This window comes from Clostridium perfringens ATCC 13124, assembly GCF_000013285.1.
GTDB lineage: Bacteria > Bacillota > Clostridia > Clostridiales > Clostridiaceae > Sarcina > Sarcina perfringens.
Window position 1 is genome coordinate 658,010 of the sequence record NC_008261.1, and the last position, 20,786, is coordinate 678,795.

The following is a 20,786-nucleotide window of genomic DNA, read 5'->3' on the forward strand; positions in this document are numbered from 1 at the left end:
GGAGTTCTTAGAATAGGTTTGTAAGTTTTTTTGTTTTAATAAAGTACTTTTTAATTATAAATTATCATTAAAAATAATATACTCAAAATTTTCAATGATTTAGTAAATAAATTACATGTAAACGTTAATTGACAAATGTTAATATTAAACTGTAAGAAAAAGGTTATATTAATATACATGACTTTAAATGTTTAGATTGAGGGAAATGGAGGAGAAATTTATGGGAGAGTTAAAGGGAAGAGTTACAATACCAACTGATTCTAACATGAAAGAAGAAATAAAGAGTATTATAGATAGATGGGGAGCTGATGCCTTAAGAGATTGTGATGGTACTAAGCTTTCTAAGGATATAGTTGACTTAGGGGTTAAGCTATATTCTACATACCTAACAGTTAGAAGTGATCAAAAATGGGCTAGTGAAAATAAAGATGAATTACAACAACTTTACTTAATGTCAGAGCCTGTTATTGCTAAATCAGAAAAAACTGAAATAAAAATATTAGCTGGATATTATTCTGAGCAATTTGAAATAGATAAGGTTCATGATGAAAAAGAATGGTGGGAAGTTATAGATAGAACTACTGGTGAAGTTGTAGATCCTTCAAAATGGAATTTTAATAAAGAGAGTGAAATCTTAACAGTAGAAGAAACTACACCTTATCATGAATATACAGTAAATTTCTTAGTTTATATGATTTGGGATCCAACTCAAATGTATAATCATATAACTAATGATTGGGGAGATAAACCTCATGAAATGCCATATGACTGTAGACAGGCTAAGACTAGGGTACATGTTAAAGAAGCTTTAAAAAAATGGATTGATGAGAATCCAGAAGTAGATGTAGTTAGATTTACTACTTTCTTCTATCACTTTACATTATGCTTTAACGAGGTTGCTAAGGAGAAATTTGTTGATTGGTTTGGATATAGTTCATCAGTGAGTCCTTTAGCTTTAGAGCAATTCGAAAAAGAAAAAGGATATAAATTAAGACCAGAAGATATAGTTGATGCTGGTTATTATAATTCAACATTTAGGGTTCCAACAAAACAATATAAAGATTTCATAGATTTTCAATGTAAACATGTTTCAAAAATGGCTAAAGAGTTAGTGGATTTATGTCATGAAAATGGAAAAGAAGCAATGATGTTTTTAGGGGATAACTGGATAGGTACAGAGCCTTATGGAAAGTATTTCCCAAGCATTGGATTAGATGCAGTGGTTGGTTCAGTAGGTAATGGAACAACTATGAGAATGATAGCTGATATTCCAGGAGTTAAATATACAGAAGGAAGATTTTTACCATACTTTTTCCCAGATGTATTTAATGAAACAGGAGACCCTGTTGGGGAAGCAAGGGAGAATTGGTTACAAGCAAGAAGAGCTATTTTAAGAAGTCCACTAGATAGAATAGGATATGGTGGATATTTAGGACTTGCAGTTAAATTCCCAGAGTTTGTTGAGCAAGTTGAAAAAATATGTGATGAGTTTAGAGAAATTCATGAAACTATAAAAGGAACTAAGGCGTATGTAGCCCCATTTAAGATTTGTGTATTAAACTGTTGGGGTAAATTAAGAAGCTGGCAAACTCAACAAGTAGCTCATGCTCTTTGGTATAAGGAAATATATTCATACGCTGGAATTGTTGAATGTTTAAGTGGTATGCCTGTAGAGGTAGAATTTATTAGTTTTGATGATATATTAGAAAATGGAATTCCAGAGGATACTGGAGTTATTATAAATGCTGGAGATGCTTATACTGCTTGGAGTGGTGGAGAGTATTGGAAAAATCCTAAATTAGTTTCTATGATTAGAAAATGGGTTCATAATGGTGGAGGATTTATAGGAGTTGGAGAACCAACTGCAATACATTATGAAAACAAATTCTTCCAGTTAGCAGATGTTTTAGGAGTTGACAAGGAAGTTGGATTTAGTTTAAGCACTAGAAAATATAATGAATTAAATCCACATCATTTTATAACAGAAGAAATTGGTGAAAAAGCTATTGATTTTGGTGAGGGGATGAAAGGCGTTTATGGAAAGGGGGATAGTTACCAAGTTTTAAGAATGGACTTTGGTAATTGCCATTGCTTAAAGAATAACTTCAGAGGAGATACTACTTGTGCTGTAAACACATATGGAAAAGGTAGAAGCGTTTATTTTGCAGGATTCCCATATACTCCAGAGAATTGCAGAATTTTATTAAGAGCAATTTATTGGGCTGCAAGTAAAGAAGATGAGATGAAAAAATTCTATGTAACTAATATAGATACTGAGTGTGCTGCCTTCTTAGAAGTAGGAAAAATGGCTGTAATAAATAATACTCAAGAAGAAAAAATTACAGATGCATATATAAATGGTGTTAAGGTTGAAACTTTAACTTTAGCTCCAATGGAAATAAGATGGTTAAATATAAATAAATAAGCTTTTTCTTTTAATTCCCTTATATATATAGATCCTTAGTGAGTTTTTCACTAAGGGTCTTTTTAAATTTTATATAATTTTTGTAAAAATTAGTAAAATAAAATATTTAGCCTAGGAAGTTAGTTTCAAAAAAATACCATATATGATAAAATGTTAAAAAAGAATATAGAAATTATACTAAGGAGTGAGGAAAATAATAAAGAAAATAACAAATACCTTAAGAGGAATATCAAATTTTCTTAGAAAAACTTCTATTAAAAATAGACTTATAGCATCATTTTCTGTAGGAATAATTTTTTGTAGTAGTATTTTAGGCATACTCCTATATAAAAAGGCTACCAATGCATTGAAGAATAATGCAATAAATTATTCGGAAAATATGCTTTCTATCATGAGTGAAGACATTTACAAAAATAAAGAATTCTTAGAAAGAGCATCTATTGAATTATCAATGAATGAAGAAATAGCTAATAATCTTATAAATTACAAATTTATGGATGGAAAAGAAAAGAATGGATTTTTAAAGTATATGAATGATTACTTGTCTAAAAAACTTTCTCTTTTACCTAATCTAGCAGAGGTTGAAATAATATCAAAGGATTATGAAGTCACTTATATGCAAGGTTTTAAATATTTTAAGAGAGAAGATATAGAAAGGTATGCAGATGAATCTGAAAATGGACTATTTTGGTTTTCTACAATTTTAAATAATGAACCTCACATATGCATAGTAACTCCAGTGAAGCAGGATAATAGTATTGTGGGATATGTTTTCATGGCTATAAAAAGTGAAGTTTTTGCTTCTTCTTTTTCTCTTTTTAATATTGGTAAAGGCAGTGAAATTTTTATAATAGATGATAAGAATAACATAATAATTTCTGAAAATAATTTAAATAGTAATTTTATATTAGAGGAGACAGATTTAAATAAGTTCCTTAAAGATAAAGGGGCTAAGGATACAGCAAGGAGTATAGTGGTAAATGGAGAAAATTATGTAGCTACATATAGAAAATTAAAGGGATTTAATTGGTATATAGCTTCAATGACCCCTTATGATTTTATAAATGCTGATATTCAAAGTTTAAGGAAGGAAATGACTATAATAGGATTACTTTTCACTTTAGTGGTATTAATATTTTCATATTTTCTATATTCAAGTATTAAAGTACCTTTATATAACCTTTTAAATAAGATGAAAAGAGTATCTGAGGGGGATTTAAAGGTTTTAGTAAATGATACTTATGAAGATGAGATTGGTGTTATTTCTGATAATTTTGATTCTATGTTAAAAAGAGTAAATGAATTAATTGAAAAGACTAAATTACAAGAAGTTGAGAAAAGGGATTTAGAGATAAGGATGTTACAGGCACAAATTAATCCTCATTTTCTCTTTAATACATTGAACTCTTTAAAGTGGACAGCCTTAATGAATCAAGATTATACAGTAAGCGAGGGGCTTAGTTCCCTAGCAGAATTATTAAGAAATACAATTATAGATAAAAATGAACTTGTAACTATTAGAGAAGAACTAGAGAATATAAAAAATTACGTTGTTATTCAAAAGATAAGATACGGTAATTCCTTTGATGTTCAGTATGAAGTAGATGAACTTTTATTAGAAAATAAAGTTATAAAGTTTATCTTACAACCAATAGTAGAAAATTCAATAATTCATGGAATTGATGAAAATAAGGAGAATCAAAAGATTATTATTAAAATTATGTCAGAGGAAGAAAATATTTTAATATCGATTAAGGATAACGGAAAGGGGTTTAATAGTAAAGAAAAGGTTAAAGATAATAAACTTTCAGGTATTGGATGGAATAATGTTGATGAGAGAATAAAGTTAACATTTGGCTTAGGTTATGGGACAACTATTTACAGTGAGGTGAATAAAGGAACTATTGTTAAAATAGTAATTCCTAAGAGTATATAGGGGGAATTTTTTATGTTCAAGGTTATTATTGCTGATGATGAAAAAATAGTTAGAATTGCTATGAGAAATATAATAGACTGGGAATCTCATGGGTTTAATATAGTTGGATTAGCTCAAGATGGCTCAGAAGTTCTTAATATACTAAATGAAAATGGTGCTGATCTTATTATAACGGACCTTAAAATGAAAGGATTAAATGGAATTGAATTAATTGATAAGCTTAAAGAAAAGAATTTTAGGGGTAAGATACTTGTTCTTAGCAATCATGGGGAGTATGAATTAGTTAGGGAAGCAATGAAAAAGGGGGCAGATGATTATTTATTAAAAATAACTTTAAGACCAAAGGAACTAGAAGATATAATTGATAAATTTAGGGAGAGTTTAGAAGAGAGGAAAGAGGAAGAAGAGAAAGAAGCTCAGTTTAAAAATGAATTTGATAAAACAAAAAAATTAGCCGAGATTTCTTTATTAAAGGAATACTTAAAGGATGATCTATCTTATGAAGAACTTTTAAATGAGTTTCCAAAGATTAATTTTTTAGATGATAATTGTGAATATTATACTGGTGCCTGTATTTATATAGATAATTATAAAAAGATTTATGAGGAAAAAATTAAGGATAAAAATAAATTGGCTATTACTATAGAAAACATAATAAAAGAAGAATTTAGTGTAAATGGAGTTAAGATTATCCCAATAAATAATCATAAGTATATTTTTATATCTAAGATGGATTTTAATAGTTTAAAGATAAAAACAATAAATATACAGAATTTAATAATGCTTTATTTAAATATTAAAGTTAGTGCTGTCTTAATAAAAAGGATAGAAAGTGTAAAAGGCTTAAAAGAGAGCTTTAAAAAGGTTGAGGAAATTCTTAGTCTAAAGTTTTATGGAAAAGAAAACTTTTTAATAATAAGTGAAGAATTTTTGGGGTTTGGTGATGCTATTAAGCTCAGAAAGGAAGTAACCGATGCAATTTTAGAGAATATAGAGTTAGGAGAAATTTCTGCTAATAAGGAACTTATAAAAGAATTTGCTAGAAGATGTTCTAATATGAATGTAAAACCTTCGGCTTTAATAAATTATGTAAATTTTATGTGCGAATTAATAGAGAATCATGAGTATGTACAAGATGATTTAAATTGTATAAAAGAATTAAAAGGAAAGATATTAAAGAGTGATAATATAGAGGAATTAATAAATAATTCAACTATTTTAATAGATTATATCAATCAAAGATATATAAAGAGCAAAGAGCTTAGTTATAAAAAAGAGGTTAATGAGATTATAAAGTTTATAGAAAAGAATATTGATAAGAGAATAACATTAGTTATGGTAGCTAATGCTGTGAATTTAAATGAAAGTTATTTAAGTAGAATTTTTAAAAATGAAACAGGAAAAAATCTTATGTACTTTATAAATGAAGTAAAGATGAAAAAGGCTAAGGAATTATTAAAACAGCAAGATACTTTAGTTAAAGAGGTTGCTAACAGTATTGGAATGACAGATCAGTTTTATTTTAACAGGGTTTTTAAGAAGTTTTATGGGGTAAGTCCATCTAAGTTTAAAAAGGATTATAGTAATAAAGTTTTGTCATAAATATAGATTATTTTTATTTTGGATTGATATTGTAAAAAAAGTACATGTTTAAGTAAAATCCTTATATTCAAAAAAATTCCAATAAGAAGTATTATAAATATGAGAAGAAAATGTTTACAAGAAATGAGTAAGGGTATTGGAGGAGAGAGTTTATGAAAAGAAAATTAGTTAAAATGCTAACTGTTGCATGTGTTACCGCTATAGCTGCCTCTGCATTTGTTGGATGTGGAAATAAAGAAGAGGCACCAAAAGATAATGAAAAGCCATCAACTGAACAAGCTGAAGGTTCAGGAGAGAAAAAGGTTTTAGAAATAGCTGTTTTTGAAGGTGGATTTGGTAAGGATTACTGGGATGCTTGTATAGATGCCTTTGAAGCTGAGCACCCAGATGTAGAAGTTAAGATGGAAGCTAATCCTAAAATAGGTGATATTATAAGACCTAAATTATCATCAGAAAATACACCTGACTTTATATACTTAAGTACAAATGACCAATCAGGTATAGCTAATGCTTTAATAAAGGATAAAGCTTTAGTAGATTTAAGTGATGTATTTGATAGAGAAGATCCAGATAATCCAGGACAAAAATTAAAAGATAAAATATTACCAGGATTTTTAGATACACCACTTACAACTCCATATGGAGATGGAAAAGTATTCTTAGCACCACTTTACTATAATGTTACAGGTATGTGGTATAACAAAGCATTATTCAAAGAAAAAGGATGGGAAGTTCCAAAAACTTGGGATGAGTTCTTTGAATTAGGTAAGAAGGCAAAAGATGAGGGAATAGCTCTTTATACTTATCAAGGACAAGCGCCAGGATATAACGAGGCTGTAATATTCCCAATGTTAGCTAGTGCAGCTGGAGAAGAAGCTGTAGAAAAGATATTCAACTATGAAGAAGGTGCTTGGAAAGATCCAAATGTTAAAAAAGCATTAGATGTATTCCAAAGAATGGCTGATGAGGACATGGTTCTTAATGGAACAGTTGGTATGACTCATACTCAAGCACAAGTTGAATTCTTAAATGGAAAAGCATTATTCTTACCATGTGGTAGCTGGTTAGAAGGAGAAATGAAAGATGCTATACCAGAAGGATTTGAGTTTGGATTTATGGCTCCACCAGCATTTAAAGAAGGGGATACTCCATATGTAACTACTACAATAGAGCAAATGTATATCCCAGCTAAATCAGATCAAGTTGAATTAGCAAAAGAATTCTTAGCATTCCAATATACAGATGCTATGGTTCAAAAGAATGCTGAAATAGCTAAGGCTGTAGTTCCAGTTAAGGGAGCAGTTGAAAAAGCTAAATCTTCATTAGATGCATCAGGATATGAGTCTTATAAGTTTGTTGAAGAAGGTGCTAAACCAATTCCACTTTCATTTAAACCAACAAACTCTAAACTAGATTTTAGAAATGATAGTTTATTTGGACCAGTAGGAAGTATTATAAATAAAGAATTAACAGTTGATGAATGGATTAATAACTTAGAATCTGATTCACAAACTCTTGCTAAAGAAGTTGTTGAATAATTATTAAGATAAAATAAAATTTATTGAGAAGGAGAGGAGGTTCTTCTCCTTCTTTAAAATTATAGGGGGTGAAATTTCATGAACAGTAATAAAAGAAAAATATTTTTAGCAATGTGTGTGTTGCCTGCACTTATACTATTTACAATATTTATGTTATACCCAATTGGAAAAGGTTTCATGATGTCTTTATATGAATGGAGTGGGATTTCAGGAGAACCAGTATTTGTGGGGTTAGATAACTTTAAAGCACTTTTAAATGATAGATATTTTAAGGAAGCATTTGGGAATACATTTTTCATAATAGTTTTATTTCCAGCAATAACAATAACCCTTTCTTTATTCTTAGCTGTAGTAATAACTCAAAGTAAGTTAAAAGAAAAGAATTTCTACAGAGTTATACTATTTTTCCCAAATATATTATCAATGGTTGTTATAGGGGTTTTATTTACATATGTTTATGACCCATCAATAGGAATTCTTAAAGCATTTTTTGAAATGATAGGACTAGATAAGTTAGCAGGTCTGGCATGGCTTGGAGATTCAAAATTAGTTCTATGGGCATTAGTTATAACTATGGTATGGCAAGCTGTTGGTTATTATATGGTAATTTATATAGCTGGATTAGATGGAATATCACCTTCACTTTATGAAGTTTGTTATTTAGAAGGAGCTTCAGCTTGGCAAAAGTTTAGATATGTAACATTACCACTTTTATGGGATGTAGTTAGAGTAACCTTTGCATTCTTTATTACAGGGGCACTAAATCTAAGCTTTATCTTTGTAACTGTAATGACTAAGGGTGGACCAAATGGAAAATCAGAGGTTTTATTGACATATATGTATAAACAAGCCTTTACAAATTCTCAATATGGATATGCTATGGCAGTTGGGGTAACTATATTTGCCTTTGCTATGATCCTTGCATTAATAATCAATAAATTAAGTGACTCTGATGCAAGGGAAGAAAAGAGAGTAAAAAGATTACAACAGAAGGGAGTGATATAACATGTTAGAAACTAAAAAGAGAAAAAATGTAGGTTTAGATACTGAGAACAAAACTAAAAAAGTAATATCTAATACATTATTAAGGATTATATTAATAGCTGCAACTATTTTAGTTATAGTGCCAATTATATGGACAATAATGTCTTCTTTTAAAACTACTAAAGAATTCTATGCAAGTCCATGGGCCTTACCAAAAAGTTTTGGGTTTGCTAACTATATGACTGCATTTACAGAAGCTAACATGGGAGCTTACTTCTTCAACTCAATATTAGTTACTATAATAGCTATGGTTTTATCCCTATGTTTAAGTGTACCAGCATCTTATGTTTTAGCTAGACAAAAGTTCTTTGGATGTAGTTTTATAAAGAATCTATTTATGGCAGGATTATTTATTCAACCAGTATATATTATAGTACCTTTATTTACAATATTAGAAAAAATGAAACTGTTAAATAATTTATTTGCATTAGCTCTTGTATATGCAGTGCTAAGCTTACCTTTCTCAATCTATATAATGAGTGGATTTATGAAGGGGATTGCAAAGGATTATGAAGAGGCAGCAATGATAGATGGATGTACTAATCTTCAAATATTAACAAAGATAGTAGTTCCATTAGCTAAACCAGGTATTATAACTATAATGATATTCAACTTTATGAATTATTGGAATGAATATGCTATGGCAATGACTTTCATAACAGATGCAGATAAAAAGACATTACCAGTAGGGTTACAAAACTTAATGGAAGTTCAAAAGTTTGCAACTGACTGGGGAGCATTATTTGCAGGATTAGTTATAGTAATGGTACCTACAATGGTTATATACTCACTAGTTCATAAGAAGTTAACAGAAGGTGTTAACATTGGTGGAGTTAAGGGCTAAATTTATTAGCATTTAAAAAAGAAAATAAGATTATTAAAATAAGAGCAGATGTCACTATTAGTGAGGTCTGCTTTTTTAGTTAAAATAAAATTAAAATTTAAATTTACAATAATCAGTATAGTTATTTAGAATTTTTGCTATATAATTAATTAGTGACTTTAAACTAAGAATTTAAGGTTTGCCAATTAGACTTAAAACTTAATAATGAAATTTTGATTTAAATGGAGGTAATAATTTGAAGAAAATAGTTAAACCTTGGGTTGCTACCTTAATTATTTTAATAGTAGCTTTTTTGGTGTATTTTTTTGTTCCAACTGCTAATAGTAAAATAAATCAGATGATATTTTACTTAAGTAGTATGAATTTAGATATGATAAAGGAATATATATTATCTTTTGGAATATGGGCACCTATAACATCATTTTTATTAATGGTACTTCAATCTGTAATAGCACCAATACCAGCTTTTTTAATAACCTTAAGTAATGCAGCTATATTTGGATGGGTTAAGGGTGCTATATTATCATGGAGTAGTGCCATGGCTGGGGCAGCACTATGTTTTTATATAGCAAGAGGCTTAGGAAGAGATGCCGTTGAAAAGTTAACTAGTAAATTTGCTTTAAAGGATATAGATGGTTTCTTTGAAAAGTATGGTAAACATACTATACTAATAGCAAGATTGCTACCTTTTATATCTTTTGACTTAGTTAGTTATGCTGCAGGACTTACATCAATGAATTTTTGGTCATTTTTCATTGCTACAGGTATTGGTCAATTACCTGCCACAATAGTATATTCTTATGTTGGTGGTATGCTTACTGGGGGAGCACAATTACTTATGAGTGGACTTTTAATTTTATTTGCTTTAAGTATAGCAATATATGTAGGGAAAAAAGTTTGGAATGAGAAAAGAGGTAAAAATGACAAATAAGGAACTAAAGAAAAATTTAGAGGACTGTGTTAATTGTAGACTTTGCTACAAGGTATGTCCAATGATGAATACTTTTGGAGAGAGTCCTAAAAATATATTAAGAGATATAGATAAGAATAAAATAAGTTATGATGAAATTGCATATTCTTGTATGCTTTGTAATGCATGTACTGAAGCATGTCCAAAAGATATAAACTTAAAAGAGATGTTTCAAAATTTAAGAATAAAATCTTATAGAGAGAATTTAAAAAATACTAGCAAGAAATTTAATTTAAAGGTTGTTCAAAACCATCAAAAAGGTAGTTTTTCTAAGTTTTTAACATCAAAAAATAATCATAAGAAAATAAAAAGAGTGTTTATTCCAGGTTGTAGCTTAAGTGGATATAACAATGAAATTATTTTTAAAATAAAGGACTACTTAATAGAAAATTTAGGGAAAGTAGAGATACTTCTAAAATGTTGTGGAAAACCTTCAAAGGATATTGGAAACTTAGAATTATTTGAAAGCAATTTAAATGATATAGAGAATAATCTAAAAATCAAGGAAGTTGATGAAATAATAGTAGCCTGTGAAAATTGTTATAAGACTTTTGGATCAGCTTTTAAAGATATTAAAGTAATAACACTTTGGGAAGTTATAAATGAATTTGGAGTGCCAAAGGAACTAAAAAACAAATATTCAGATTTAAAAGAAGAATTTGCCTTGCATGATCCATGTCCTATAAAAAAAGAAGAACAGATTCATGAAGCTGTTAGAAGCATACTTAAAGATTTAGGAATTAAAATAGTAGAATTTGAGAAGAATAGAAGTAAAACTGAATGCTGTGGTTGTGGAGGAATGGTAGGAGTTACAAATAAGGAATTATGGCTAAGTCAAAAAAATAAAAGAGCTAATTCTACAGAATGTGAAAATATAGTTTCTTACTGTGAATCCTGCGTAAATACCTTTAAATCTTCAGATAAAAATGCACTACACATATTAGACTTTATTTTTAATGAGGATGTTATTAATGGCAAGGCTAAAAGTCAAAAAAATATAAGCACAATTAATCAATGGATAAATAGAATTAAATTAGCAAATAAAGTAGGAAAAGAGAGTTAATTTAAAATTGGGGTAGGAACTACCATATAAGCTTAGGGAACCTTGTATTTTTAGGTATATTCATTAAGGAGATCCCATCTTTATAAGTGGAGAGTAGTTCACATACTTATCTAATAAAAATAAAAGCAAATGAAAGTTTAAAATAGAGGGAGAGAAAAAAATAATGTTAGATACTTATGGAAGAAAGTATGTAAATCCAATAATAGATTTAGGTGCTAATACATTATTAAAGTTAAGGTTAACACCAAATGGGGTTAGTATAATAGCTCTAATTATAGGAGTTTTAAGTTCTGTATTTCTTTATTTCGATAAATTGATTTTATCAGTAGTTTTTCTTTGGATATCAGGATACTTAGATTCTGTTGATGGTGCTATGGCAAGAAAAAAGAATTTAACTAGCCCTTTTGGAACACTTTTAGATATAACCTTTGATAGAATTGTTGAACTTAGCATAATATTTGTCTTAGCTTTAAAATTTCAAAATAGTAGATTATATCTTTTAATATTAACAATGATGATTTTAATATCTATGACCATATTTTTAACAGTAGGAGCCTTAGCTCAAAATAATGGTATGAAGTCTTTTAGATACCAAGCAGGACTTGCAGAAAGGTCAGAAGGATTTATTTGTTTTTCACTTATGATTTTACTATCATCTATAAAATTAAATTTAGTTACAAATATATTTTCCTTAATAATATTTATAACCATAATACAAAGAGCTTTAGAGGCTAAAAGGCTTTTAAAATAAAATATAATTACATGTTTTTAATAAAATATTAATAAAGTGCTGAGCTATATATAATACAATGTTAAGTGGATTTACATATAATTAATAATATAATAGGTATTTAAAAGAATTTATTTAATTAAATTAAATAAAATAAGATGAATTTGTATAATAAATGGATAAAGATACATTCTGTGTTAAGTGTAAGTTAATTAATCAATTGAATGTTAAATTTAAAAAAATATTATGATATACTAGATTTGTTCAATAAAAATTCATAATGAGAACCAGGAGATGAAATACGAATGTTTAATTTAAATCCTAAAGACGATAAATTTTATGATATGTTTATCGATGAAGCAAAAAATGTAGAAAAAGCAGCAGTAATATTAAGTGAAGCCTTAGGGGATCTTGAAAATAAAACAAGCCACGTGGCTAGAGTTGAAGAGTTAGAACATAAAGGAGATGAAATAGTTCATAGACTTATAGAAGAACTAAACAATTCTTTTATAACTCCTATTGATAGAGAAGATATATTTTCTATAACAAAAAGAATGGATGATATTTTAGATTCAATAGAAAGTACTATGCATAGATTCACTATGTTCAACATAAATGAATCTAAAGAAGGTGCTAAAGTTTTAGGAAGCTTAATAGTTGATGCATCAAGAGAATTAGTATCTCTAATGGAAGAATTTAAGCATATGAAAAAGAAAAATAAAGAAATTACAGAGAGAGTAATTTCAATAAATAAAATAGAAAACAAAGGAGATATTTTCTATAGACAAATGATATCAGAATTATTTGCTGAAGATGGAAAAACTCCAGTTCTTGATATAATAAAATGGAGAGAAATATATAAATTCTTAGAGGCAACTTTAGATAGTTGTGAGGCTGTAGCCAATATAGTTGAGGGAGTAGTGATGAAGTATGTCTAGTACTTTAGCTGTAACAGTTGTTATTATTCTCTTAACATTAGCTTTCGATTTTATAAATGGATTTCATGATACTGCAACGGCAGTTGCTACATCAATTTCCACAAGAGCTCTTTCACCTAAGGCTGCCATAGCTTTATGTGCCGTATTTAACTTTGTTGGAGCATTTTTAGGAACTGAAGTTGCTAAAACTGTGGGAGATGGTATAGTAGATCAAAATAAAATACCTCTATGGGTTATTGCAGCAGTTATATTAGGAGCTATTATATGGAATCTTATTACTTGGTATTTTGGAATTCCAAGTAGTTCTTCTCATGCCTTAATAGGATCATTAATAGGTGGAGGAATAGCTTATTCACATTCAATAAACATAGTAAGTTGGGGAACTCTTTTTGATGAAGTAATTCTTTGGCTTATATTATCACCAATTATAGGTTTAATAGTTGGATACATATTTATGATTTTATTAAACTGGGCACTAAGAAGATGCAAACCAGGACCTGTAAATAGAATTTTCTCAAAATTACAAGTGGTTTCAGGAGCATTAATGGCTTTAAACCATGGTGGTAATGATGCTCAAAAATCAATGGGTATAATTACTATGGCACTTTTAAGTGGAGGATTTTTATCTACTTTTGAAGTACCAACTTGGGTTATAGCTTTATGTGCAATTGCAATGGCAACAGGAACTTCAATAGGTGGTCAAAAAATAATTAAAACAATGGGAAGTGGAGTTGCTAAATTAAACGCTGTTAATGGATTTGCAGCACAAACTGGGGCAGCTGGAGTTATAGGAATAGCTACTATGTTCCATGCACCTGTAAGTACAACTCACATAATAACAACTACCATAATGGGTGTTGGAGCTTCTAAAAATCCTAAAGCGGTTAAGTGGGGAGTTGCTAAGAATATAGTTTGGGCTTGGATATTAACAATCCCAATAAGCGCATGCATAGCTGCTATAGTAGTTGAAATATTTAAATTTGTATTATAGTTTGAAAAAGTAAGTATATATATAATAGAAAATTTTAATTAAAGATTAGATAGAATTCTAAAAAGAATTTCTATCTAATCTTTTTTTATTTATTAAAAAATAAAACCACCTATTTTCAGGTGGTTTTAACTTATTGCTTAGTAGTTAAATTTTAATTACTTAAAATCCAAAGGTTAGTTATAAAAAGTTAAAAATAAAACTTACAAACAGTATGAAAAGAATATCTAGTAATTCTCGGAATATGTTTGTAAGTTTTATTAAGACTTATTTTATATATTAACTTATTTATTTATTTCATTTACAGGTTTCTTTAAGAAGCCGATTATTAGAGCAGCTACAATAGAGCCTACTAATATTGATAGAAGATATAAAAGAGGATTTCCTTCAACTACTGGAACTACGAATATTCCACCATGAGGAGCTGGTAAACCTATTTTAAATACCATTGATAATCCTCCAGCTATAGCTGAACCTATAACACAAGCAGGAATAACTCTGAATGGGTCAGCCGCAGCAAATGGAATAGCTCCTTCAGTTATGAAAGTTAATCCCATTATATAGTTAGTAGTACCAGCATCTCTTTCATCTTTAGTAAATTTATTTTTGAAGAAAGTAGTTGCTAAAGCTGTAGCTAAAGGAGGTACCATACCACCAGCCATTATAGCAGCATGTGGATAGTAGTTTCCAGAAGCTATCATAGCTATACCAAAAGTAAATGCAGCCTTATTTATAGGACCACCCATATCTATAGCCATCATTCCACCTAATACTATTCCAAGAAGAACTAAGTTTCCAGTTCCCATGTTTTGTAACCATATTGCTATGTTATTATTTAAAGCAGTTACAGGGCCAACAATTACTAAGTACATTAGGGCACCAGTTATTAAGATACCAAATAGAGGATATAGTAAAACAGGTTTAATACCTTCTAATGATTGAGGTAATTTACTAAATATTTTCTTTAATAATACAACTACATATCCACCAAGGAAACCAGCGATTAATCCACCAAGGAAACCAGAGCCACTGTTAGCAGCAATTAAACCACCAACCATAGCAGGTGCAAATCCAGGTCTATCAGCTATACTTGATCCAATGAATCCAGCAAGAACAGGAATCATAAGGAAGAAAGCATTTCCCCCACCAATATCTTTTAATAATTTAGCTATTGGATTAAAAGTAGGATCATTTATTTCAGCTGAGTGAATACCAAACATAAATGATATAGCTATTAATATACCACCACCAACAACGAATGGTAACATATTTGAAACACCATTCATTAAGTGTTTATAAAATCCTCTTCTTTCAGTCTTACCAGAAGATTGATTAGAAGAATCTCCAGAATGAGAATAAACTGGAGCAGAGCCACTTAATGCTTCGTTTATTAATTCTTGAGGTCTTTTCATAGCTTGAACTACAGGAACTATTACGACCTTTTTACCATTGAATCTAGCCATTTCAACTTGTTTATCAGCTGCAACTATTATACCGTCAGCCTTATCTATGTCTTCTTGAGTTAATCTATTTTTTACTCCTGTTGAACCATTAGTTTCAACCTTTATATGTACATCCATTTCCTTAGCAGTTTTGTTAAGTGAATCAGCAGCCATATAAGTATGAGCAATACCAGTTGGACATGCTGTAACAGCTAAGATATATTTCTTATTTGAATTATTTTCTGCTTCATTAGAAGCTTGAGTTTCATCAGATTCTTCATTTTCTTCAAATTTATCAAGAAGAGAAATAACTTCTTCTGGTGTTTTAGCATTTAAAAGTCCATTTTTGAAATCAGGATTCATTAAAAGTACTGAAAGTCTAGATAGAGTTTCTAAATGCTCATCATTTGCTCCAGCTGGAGCAGCAATCATAAATACTATATTAACAGGTTCACCATCAAGTGAATCATAATCTACACCGTATTTGTATATACCAAGAGCTAAAGATGCATTTTTTACTGCCTTTGTTTTAGCATGAGGAATTGCTATTCTTTCGCCAATACCAGTAGAAGATAAACTTTCTCTCTTTAAAATCTCTTCTTTATAAAGATTTTTATCAGTTAACTTTCCAGCATCCCATAAAACATCAACTAATTGATCTATAACTTCATTTTTATTAGATGCAGCAAGGTTAAGTTTTATTGTGTCAAGACTTAATAATTGAGAAATTTTCATATTTTAAACCTCCTCATATTTTTCAATTTTTATAATTGGTAATAATTTATTGACATCTTCAGCAAGAGCTAAATCTAGAGAAAATGCACTAGCACTTCCTGAGGCTATTCCATTTTTGAAGGAAGCAATTAAATCTTTAGTTTCAACATATTTTGCTAAGAAACCTCCTACTAAAGAGTCGCCAGCTCCTACAGAATTTTTAACTTCTCCTTTAGGTGCGTTTCCTTTGAATACACCATCCTTATTTATTAATAGAGCACCATCTCCAGCCATAGAGATTATTACGTTTTCTGCTCCAAGGGAAACTAAATCTTTTCCGTATTTAATAAGTTCTTTCTCAGAATTTATTTTTACATCAAATATTTCTTCAATTTCATGATTATTTGGTTTTATTAAAAAAGGTTTATTTTTTATAGCTTCTAAAAGAGCTTTTCCAGAAGTATCAACTACAACCTTTACATTTTTCTTAGAAACTCTCTTTTGTATTTGAAGGTATAAATCTTTAGGAAGAGTAGATGGAATACTACCTGCAAGAACTAATATATCGCCTTCTACTAATTGATCCAATCTATTAAACAGTGAGTCTAATTCTTCAGATGTTATCATTGGACCAGCTCCGTTTATTTCTGTTTCTTTGTTAGATTTAATTTTTACATTAATTCTTGAATCACCTTTTACTTTTATAAATTCTGTTTTTACCCCTAAAGCCTTTAGATTATCTTCAATAAACTTACCAGTAAATCCACCAAGGAATCCAAGGGCTATATTATCTATTTTTTGATTTCCTAAAATTCTTGAAACATTAATTCCTTTTCCGCCAGGAAATTTAAAATCTTTACTTGTTCTGTTTACTTTTCCTAGCTCTAAGTTTTCTACATCTATTACATAGTCAATAGATGGATTAAGAGTAAGAGTATAAATCATTAAATATCAACCACCTTTATATCAGTTTTTTTATCATATGTATTATCTTTAGGTTTTTCGTTTGTTATTATTACACATTTGTTAATATCAGAGAATTTTATTGTTGAAATCTCTCCAAATTTAGAGTCGTCAGCTAATACATAAGCTTTTCTAGAATTATTTATTGCACATTCTTTTAATATTGCTTCTTCAGTATCTGGAGTAGTAAGTCCATAGGTATGATGAACTCCATTAGCACCAATAAAGCATTTATCGAATCTAAATTTTGAAAGACACATTAATGCATCACATCCAGTTATTGCTTTTGTAGAAATTTTAATATTTCCACCTATTACATAGCACTTAATATTTTTTTGGATTAATGTATCTATATGAGATAAGCCATTACTTACAACAAGTATATCTTTTCCTTCTAAGTAATCGATTAATTCATATGTTGTAGTGCCTGCATCTACAAAAATACAATCGCCATCTTCTATTAAAGAAGCTGCATATTTTGCTATAGCTCTTTTTTCGTGAATGCTTTTGGATGATTTCTCGTTGTAACTTAATTCTTTTGAAACATTAGCCAATGATTTAGCGCCACCGTGAACTCTTTTTAATAGATTTATAGATTCTAAATAACTTAAATCTCTTCTTATAGTTGATTCAGAGCTTTCAGTAGCTTCAAGCAATTCAGTTAGGCTAACGAAACCTTTTAGTTTTAATAAGTTTAATATTATCTCATGTCTTTTTTCACTTAACATAATAACCTCCTAAAACCTTGTAACTAAATTATACAACCAAAAACAATCAAAATCAATAAAAAACATTCAAAAATTACAAGGTATTATATCAAAAATTTTAATTATAAAAGATTTTGTGATTGAATTTGGCTTTTTATGAATTATATATTCTATAACTTATTATAAAGGAAAAAGATAATTTATTAAGATATTCTTTAATTAAGATAAGTGTAGATAGAATTATAATTTAAAAGTTGAAAACATATAAATTAATAAGGTCTAAATATTTTAAAAACAAGAGGTGTTTATATATGTTAAATAAATCAGATAATGAAATTTATATTATGGCGCCAAGTGAGGGAAATGTTTTAGATTATATTGTTTTAAACAAGGCTTTTAATTTAGAGGATTTAGAAGAAATAATTAGTTTAAATTCACATAATGAATTTTTATTTTCTCCAATTGAGGGGAAAGTTATTAATATTTCAAAGGATTATGGATTTATAGAGATTGGGATGAAAGAGGGAGTTAATATAATAGTAAGCACTCATATAAATAAGAATATAAAAGCTATTGAGCCTATGGTTGATATTGGTGGAAATGTTTTAACTGGTCAAATACTTATGTATTTTGAAAAGGATAATGACTGTCATATGCCAATTACTGTAGCAATAAAAAAATCTAATTTAATAAAAAAATCTATAAAATCAACAAATAGGAATATAAATATAAATGAGTATATAATGAAATTAAATTTGATTTAAAATATATTTAAGTAATAAAAAGAAGTTGTATTAAATACAACTTCTTTTTATTATTCTGCTCTATATTCAAATTTTTTAATTAATTTTAAAGTATAGATTCTAATAACTGACATAACTGGACTTCCAAGTATCATACCTATAGGACCATAGATAGCTCCTCCAAGGGTAACTCCAAGGATTACTAAAAATGGGCTAAGACCAACTCTGTTTCCTATAAGTTTTGGATCTAAGTACCAAGCATCAAATTGTTGTAATATGAAAAGATATATTAAAACAATAACTGCTTTCATTGGGCTTATAAATACATTTATAAAGAATCCTACAACCATACCTATAAATGGTCCAAAGTAAGGAATCATATTAGTTATACCAACTACTACTGATAATAAAAGTGCATACTCAGATTTCATTATTGTTAATCCAATAAAGGCCAGTACACCTATTATTAAGGAATCTATTGCTTTTATTCCAACATAAGTTCCTATTTTTTCATTAAGTATCTTTACAAATTCTAATATTTCGTTTCCAAGATTTTTACCAAAAACGATTCTTGTAACCTTACTACTATGAGCTAAGAATTTATCTTTATCTACTAAAACATATATGGAAATTAAGAATCCAAATATCCAGTTTATTATAGAACTAGTTAAGCTTATGGCAGCATCTAGTAACCAGTTTGATAACACTGTAACCATAGAACCAATAAATGTTATTAGTTTATTAGTATCTCCATAAGGTAAATAAGAGTTTATTCCTTCAGGAACTTTAAAGCTTGCCATTATTTCTGTAAATAAGTTTTGTACATAATTAGTAAATGCAGGTATATTATCTATTAACTCAATTAAACTTGTATATAATTTAGGTAATAAATAAGTTGCTGCTAGTGAAATTGATGTTACAAATATTAAGTAAGTTATTACTATACTAATTCCTCTTGATAATTTAAATTTTTTGCTAAATAAATTTACAATTGGATTTAATATATAGGCAATAATAAATGCTAATAAAAAAGGTAATAGTACTGCTAAAATTGTATGAATAGCAGACATAACACTAGGAATATTATCTATTAACTTTATTGATAGATAAGATACTATTATTACTAATACCATTTTTATATATGATTTATTGTTTCTAAAAAAATTATTCAATATGTACCCTCCTTCTCTTTAAGATTTAACATTTGATAATATAAATTACTCTTTGATTATATGGGTTTAAAATCAATTTATCAAATGAGAGTTCATGTTATATAAATATAATAAAGGAAATTATTTTATGTAATTTTTAAAAATTTCTTAAGAATCAATTCTTTAATTAAATGTTAAAAATATCTATAATTATTGATAAAGATATGAATTGGTTACATAATAAAATAAATATAAAAAAATATAGGGGGATTTAAATCGTGGATACTAAAGAACTATTATTAAGTGAAAGTAATGAAATGATAAGTGGAATTTATGAAAGACTTCAATCTTTAGAAAGTTTAGATTTAAAAAGTTTAGATAAGAATAGAACAATGCTTTTAATAGTTGATATAAATAAAGGATTTGCTAAAGAAGGAGCTTTATATAGTGATAGAATAGAGAAGTTAATAAGTCCAATAAGCAATTTAGCAAATTATGCTTTAAATAGTGGAATAAGAGTTAAAGCCTTTACTGATTATCATACAGAAGACTCAATAGAATTAAAAGCATATCCTAAGCATTGTATGAAAGATACAGATGAATGGGAACTTGTTGATGAGTTGAACTTAGAGGGAATAGAAGTTATAAAGAAAAATTCAACAAATGGATTTTTAGAGGAGAATTTCATATTAAATAAAGAAGAGATAGACAATGTAATAATAGTAGGAGATTGTACAGATATATGTATTTATCAATTAGCTATAAGCTTAAGAGCAGAGTTTAATAGAGTTAATAAAGATGGAGAGATATATGTACCAAAAAAACTTGTAGATACATTTGATATGCCTATGCATAAAGCTAATTTTATGAATTATGTATTTTTAAACTCTATGCTTGATAATGGTGTGAAGGTTATTGAGGATATTATTTTAGATTAGAAATATAATTTCTTCAGTAAATTAATATAAGTAGTTTTAAGTAATTATAA

Annotated in this window: 17 protein-coding genes; 13 read left to right on the forward strand and 4 right to left on the reverse strand. The window is 28.4% G+C overall.

Annotated features, from left to right (window positions below; translation table 11 throughout):
• The first annotated feature begins 220 nt into the window (after positions 1-220).
• The 11 genes from gnpA to CPF_RS02810 all read left to right on the forward strand — a co-directional run bounded on the left by gnpA (position 221) and on the right by CPF_RS02810 (position 14,081).
• Positions 221-2,425 (forward strand): 1,3-beta-galactosyl-N-acetylhexosamine phosphorylase, encoded by a 2,205-nt coding sequence (gnpA, locus tag CPF_RS02760; RefSeq protein ID WP_011590252.1) that lies wholly within the window; start codon positions 221-223, stop codon positions 2,423-2,425.
• A 184-nt stretch (positions 2,426-2,609) separates the two neighbouring features.
• Positions 2,610-4,361 (forward strand): sensor histidine kinase, encoded by a 1,752-nt coding sequence (locus CPF_RS02765; RefSeq protein WP_011590253.1) that lies wholly within the window; start codon positions 2,610-2,612, stop codon positions 4,359-4,361.
• 12 nt (positions 4,362-4,373) lie between these two features.
• Positions 4,374-5,963: a response regulator transcription factor gene (locus tag CPF_RS02770; protein ID WP_011590254.1), complete on the forward strand. Its 1,590-nt coding sequence runs from the start codon at positions 4,374-4,376 to the stop codon at positions 5,961-5,963.
• Between the two features lie 152 nt (positions 5,964-6,115).
• Positions 6,116-7,501, forward strand: coding sequence for a carbohydrate ABC transporter substrate-binding protein (locus CPF_RS02775; RefSeq protein ID WP_011590255.1), 1,386 nt, complete (start codon positions 6,116-6,118; stop codon positions 7,499-7,501).
• A 78-nt stretch (positions 7,502-7,579) separates the two neighbouring features.
• Complete coding sequence (locus CPF_RS02780; RefSeq protein WP_011590256.1) at positions 7,580-8,506, forward strand: carbohydrate ABC transporter permease; 927 nt, start codon at positions 7,580-7,582, stop codon at positions 8,504-8,506.
• A 1-nt stretch (position 8,507) separates the two neighbouring features.
• Entirely contained in the window at positions 8,508-9,389 is an 882-nt protein-coding gene (locus CPF_RS02785; RefSeq protein WP_003449831.1) for a carbohydrate ABC transporter permease, read from the forward strand.
• 235 nt (positions 9,390-9,624) lie between these two features.
• The gene (locus CPF_RS02790; RefSeq protein ID WP_003450082.1) at positions 9,625-10,320 is read left to right on the forward strand and encodes a TVP38/TMEM64 family protein; all 696 of its coding nucleotides are present in this window, start codon (positions 9,625-9,627) and stop codon (positions 10,318-10,320) included.
• A complete protein-coding gene (locus tag CPF_RS02795) occupies positions 10,310-11,422 on the forward strand; it encodes a (Fe-S)-binding protein (protein ID WP_003471256.1) in 1,113 nt (370 codons plus the stop codon). The genes CPF_RS02790 and CPF_RS02795 overlap by 11 nt, the downstream gene beginning before the upstream one ends.
• Positions 11,423-11,585: 163 nt before the next feature.
• Positions 11,586-12,173, forward strand: a complete 588-nt coding sequence (locus tag CPF_RS02800; RefSeq protein WP_003457789.1) for a CDP-alcohol phosphatidyltransferase family protein — start codon at positions 11,586-11,588, stop codon at positions 12,171-12,173.
• A gap of 284 nt (positions 12,174-12,457) precedes the next feature.
• Entirely contained in the window at positions 12,458-13,090 is a 633-nt protein-coding gene (locus tag CPF_RS02805) for a DUF47 domain-containing protein (RefSeq protein ID WP_003450071.1), read from the forward strand.
• Positions 13,083-14,081 carry an inorganic phosphate transporter gene (locus CPF_RS02810; protein ID WP_003450180.1) on the forward strand — a complete coding sequence of 333 codons (999 nt, stop codon included), beginning with the start codon at positions 13,083-13,085 and terminating at the stop codon, positions 14,079-14,081. The genes CPF_RS02805 and CPF_RS02810 overlap by 8 nt, the downstream gene beginning before the upstream one ends.
• 281 nt (positions 14,082-14,362) lie before the next feature.
• On the opposite strand, the gene CPF_RS02815 is transcribed toward CPF_RS02810, so the two are convergent.
• Genes CPF_RS02815 through CPF_RS02825 form a run of 3 tightly spaced genes read right to left on the reverse strand, consistent with a single transcriptional unit; the run spans position 14,363 to position 17,925 of the window.
• The gene (locus CPF_RS02815) at positions 14,363-16,255 is read right to left on the reverse strand and encodes a PTS fructose transporter subunit IIABC (RefSeq protein ID WP_011590257.1); all 1,893 of its coding nucleotides are present in this window, start codon (positions 16,253-16,255) and stop codon (positions 14,363-14,365) included.
• Between the two features lie 3 nt (positions 16,256-16,258).
• Entirely contained in the window at positions 16,259-17,179 is a 921-nt protein-coding gene (gene pfkB / locus CPF_RS02820; protein WP_011590258.1) for a 1-phosphofructokinase, read from the reverse strand.
• The gene (locus CPF_RS02825; protein ID WP_003465612.1) at positions 17,179-17,925 is read right to left on the reverse strand and encodes a DeoR/GlpR family DNA-binding transcription regulator; all 747 of its coding nucleotides are present in this window, start codon (positions 17,923-17,925) and stop codon (positions 17,179-17,181) included. The genes pfkB and CPF_RS02825 overlap by 1 nt, the downstream gene beginning before the upstream one ends.
• Positions 17,926-18,215: 290 nt before the next feature.
• Here CPF_RS02825 and CPF_RS02830 point away from each other — a divergent pair, with 290 nt between their 5' ends.
• A complete protein-coding gene (locus tag CPF_RS02830) occupies positions 18,216-18,668 on the forward strand; it encodes a hypothetical protein (protein WP_011590259.1) in 453 nt (150 codons plus the stop codon).
• 50 nt (positions 18,669-18,718) lie between these two features.
• On the opposite strand, the gene CPF_RS02835 is transcribed toward CPF_RS02830, so the two are convergent.
• Positions 18,719-19,819 carry an AI-2E family transporter gene (locus CPF_RS02835; protein WP_011590260.1) on the reverse strand — a complete coding sequence of 367 codons (1,101 nt, stop codon included), beginning with the start codon at positions 19,817-19,819 and terminating at the stop codon, positions 18,719-18,721.
• Positions 19,820-20,076: 257 nt separating this feature from the next.
• Between CPF_RS02835 and CPF_RS02840 the strand changes: the two genes are divergently transcribed.
• The gene (locus CPF_RS02840) at positions 20,077-20,736 is read left to right on the forward strand and encodes an isochorismatase family cysteine hydrolase (RefSeq protein ID WP_041702615.1); all 660 of its coding nucleotides are present in this window, start codon (positions 20,077-20,079) and stop codon (positions 20,734-20,736) included.
• The last annotated feature ends 50 nt before the right edge of the window (positions 20,737-20,786 follow it).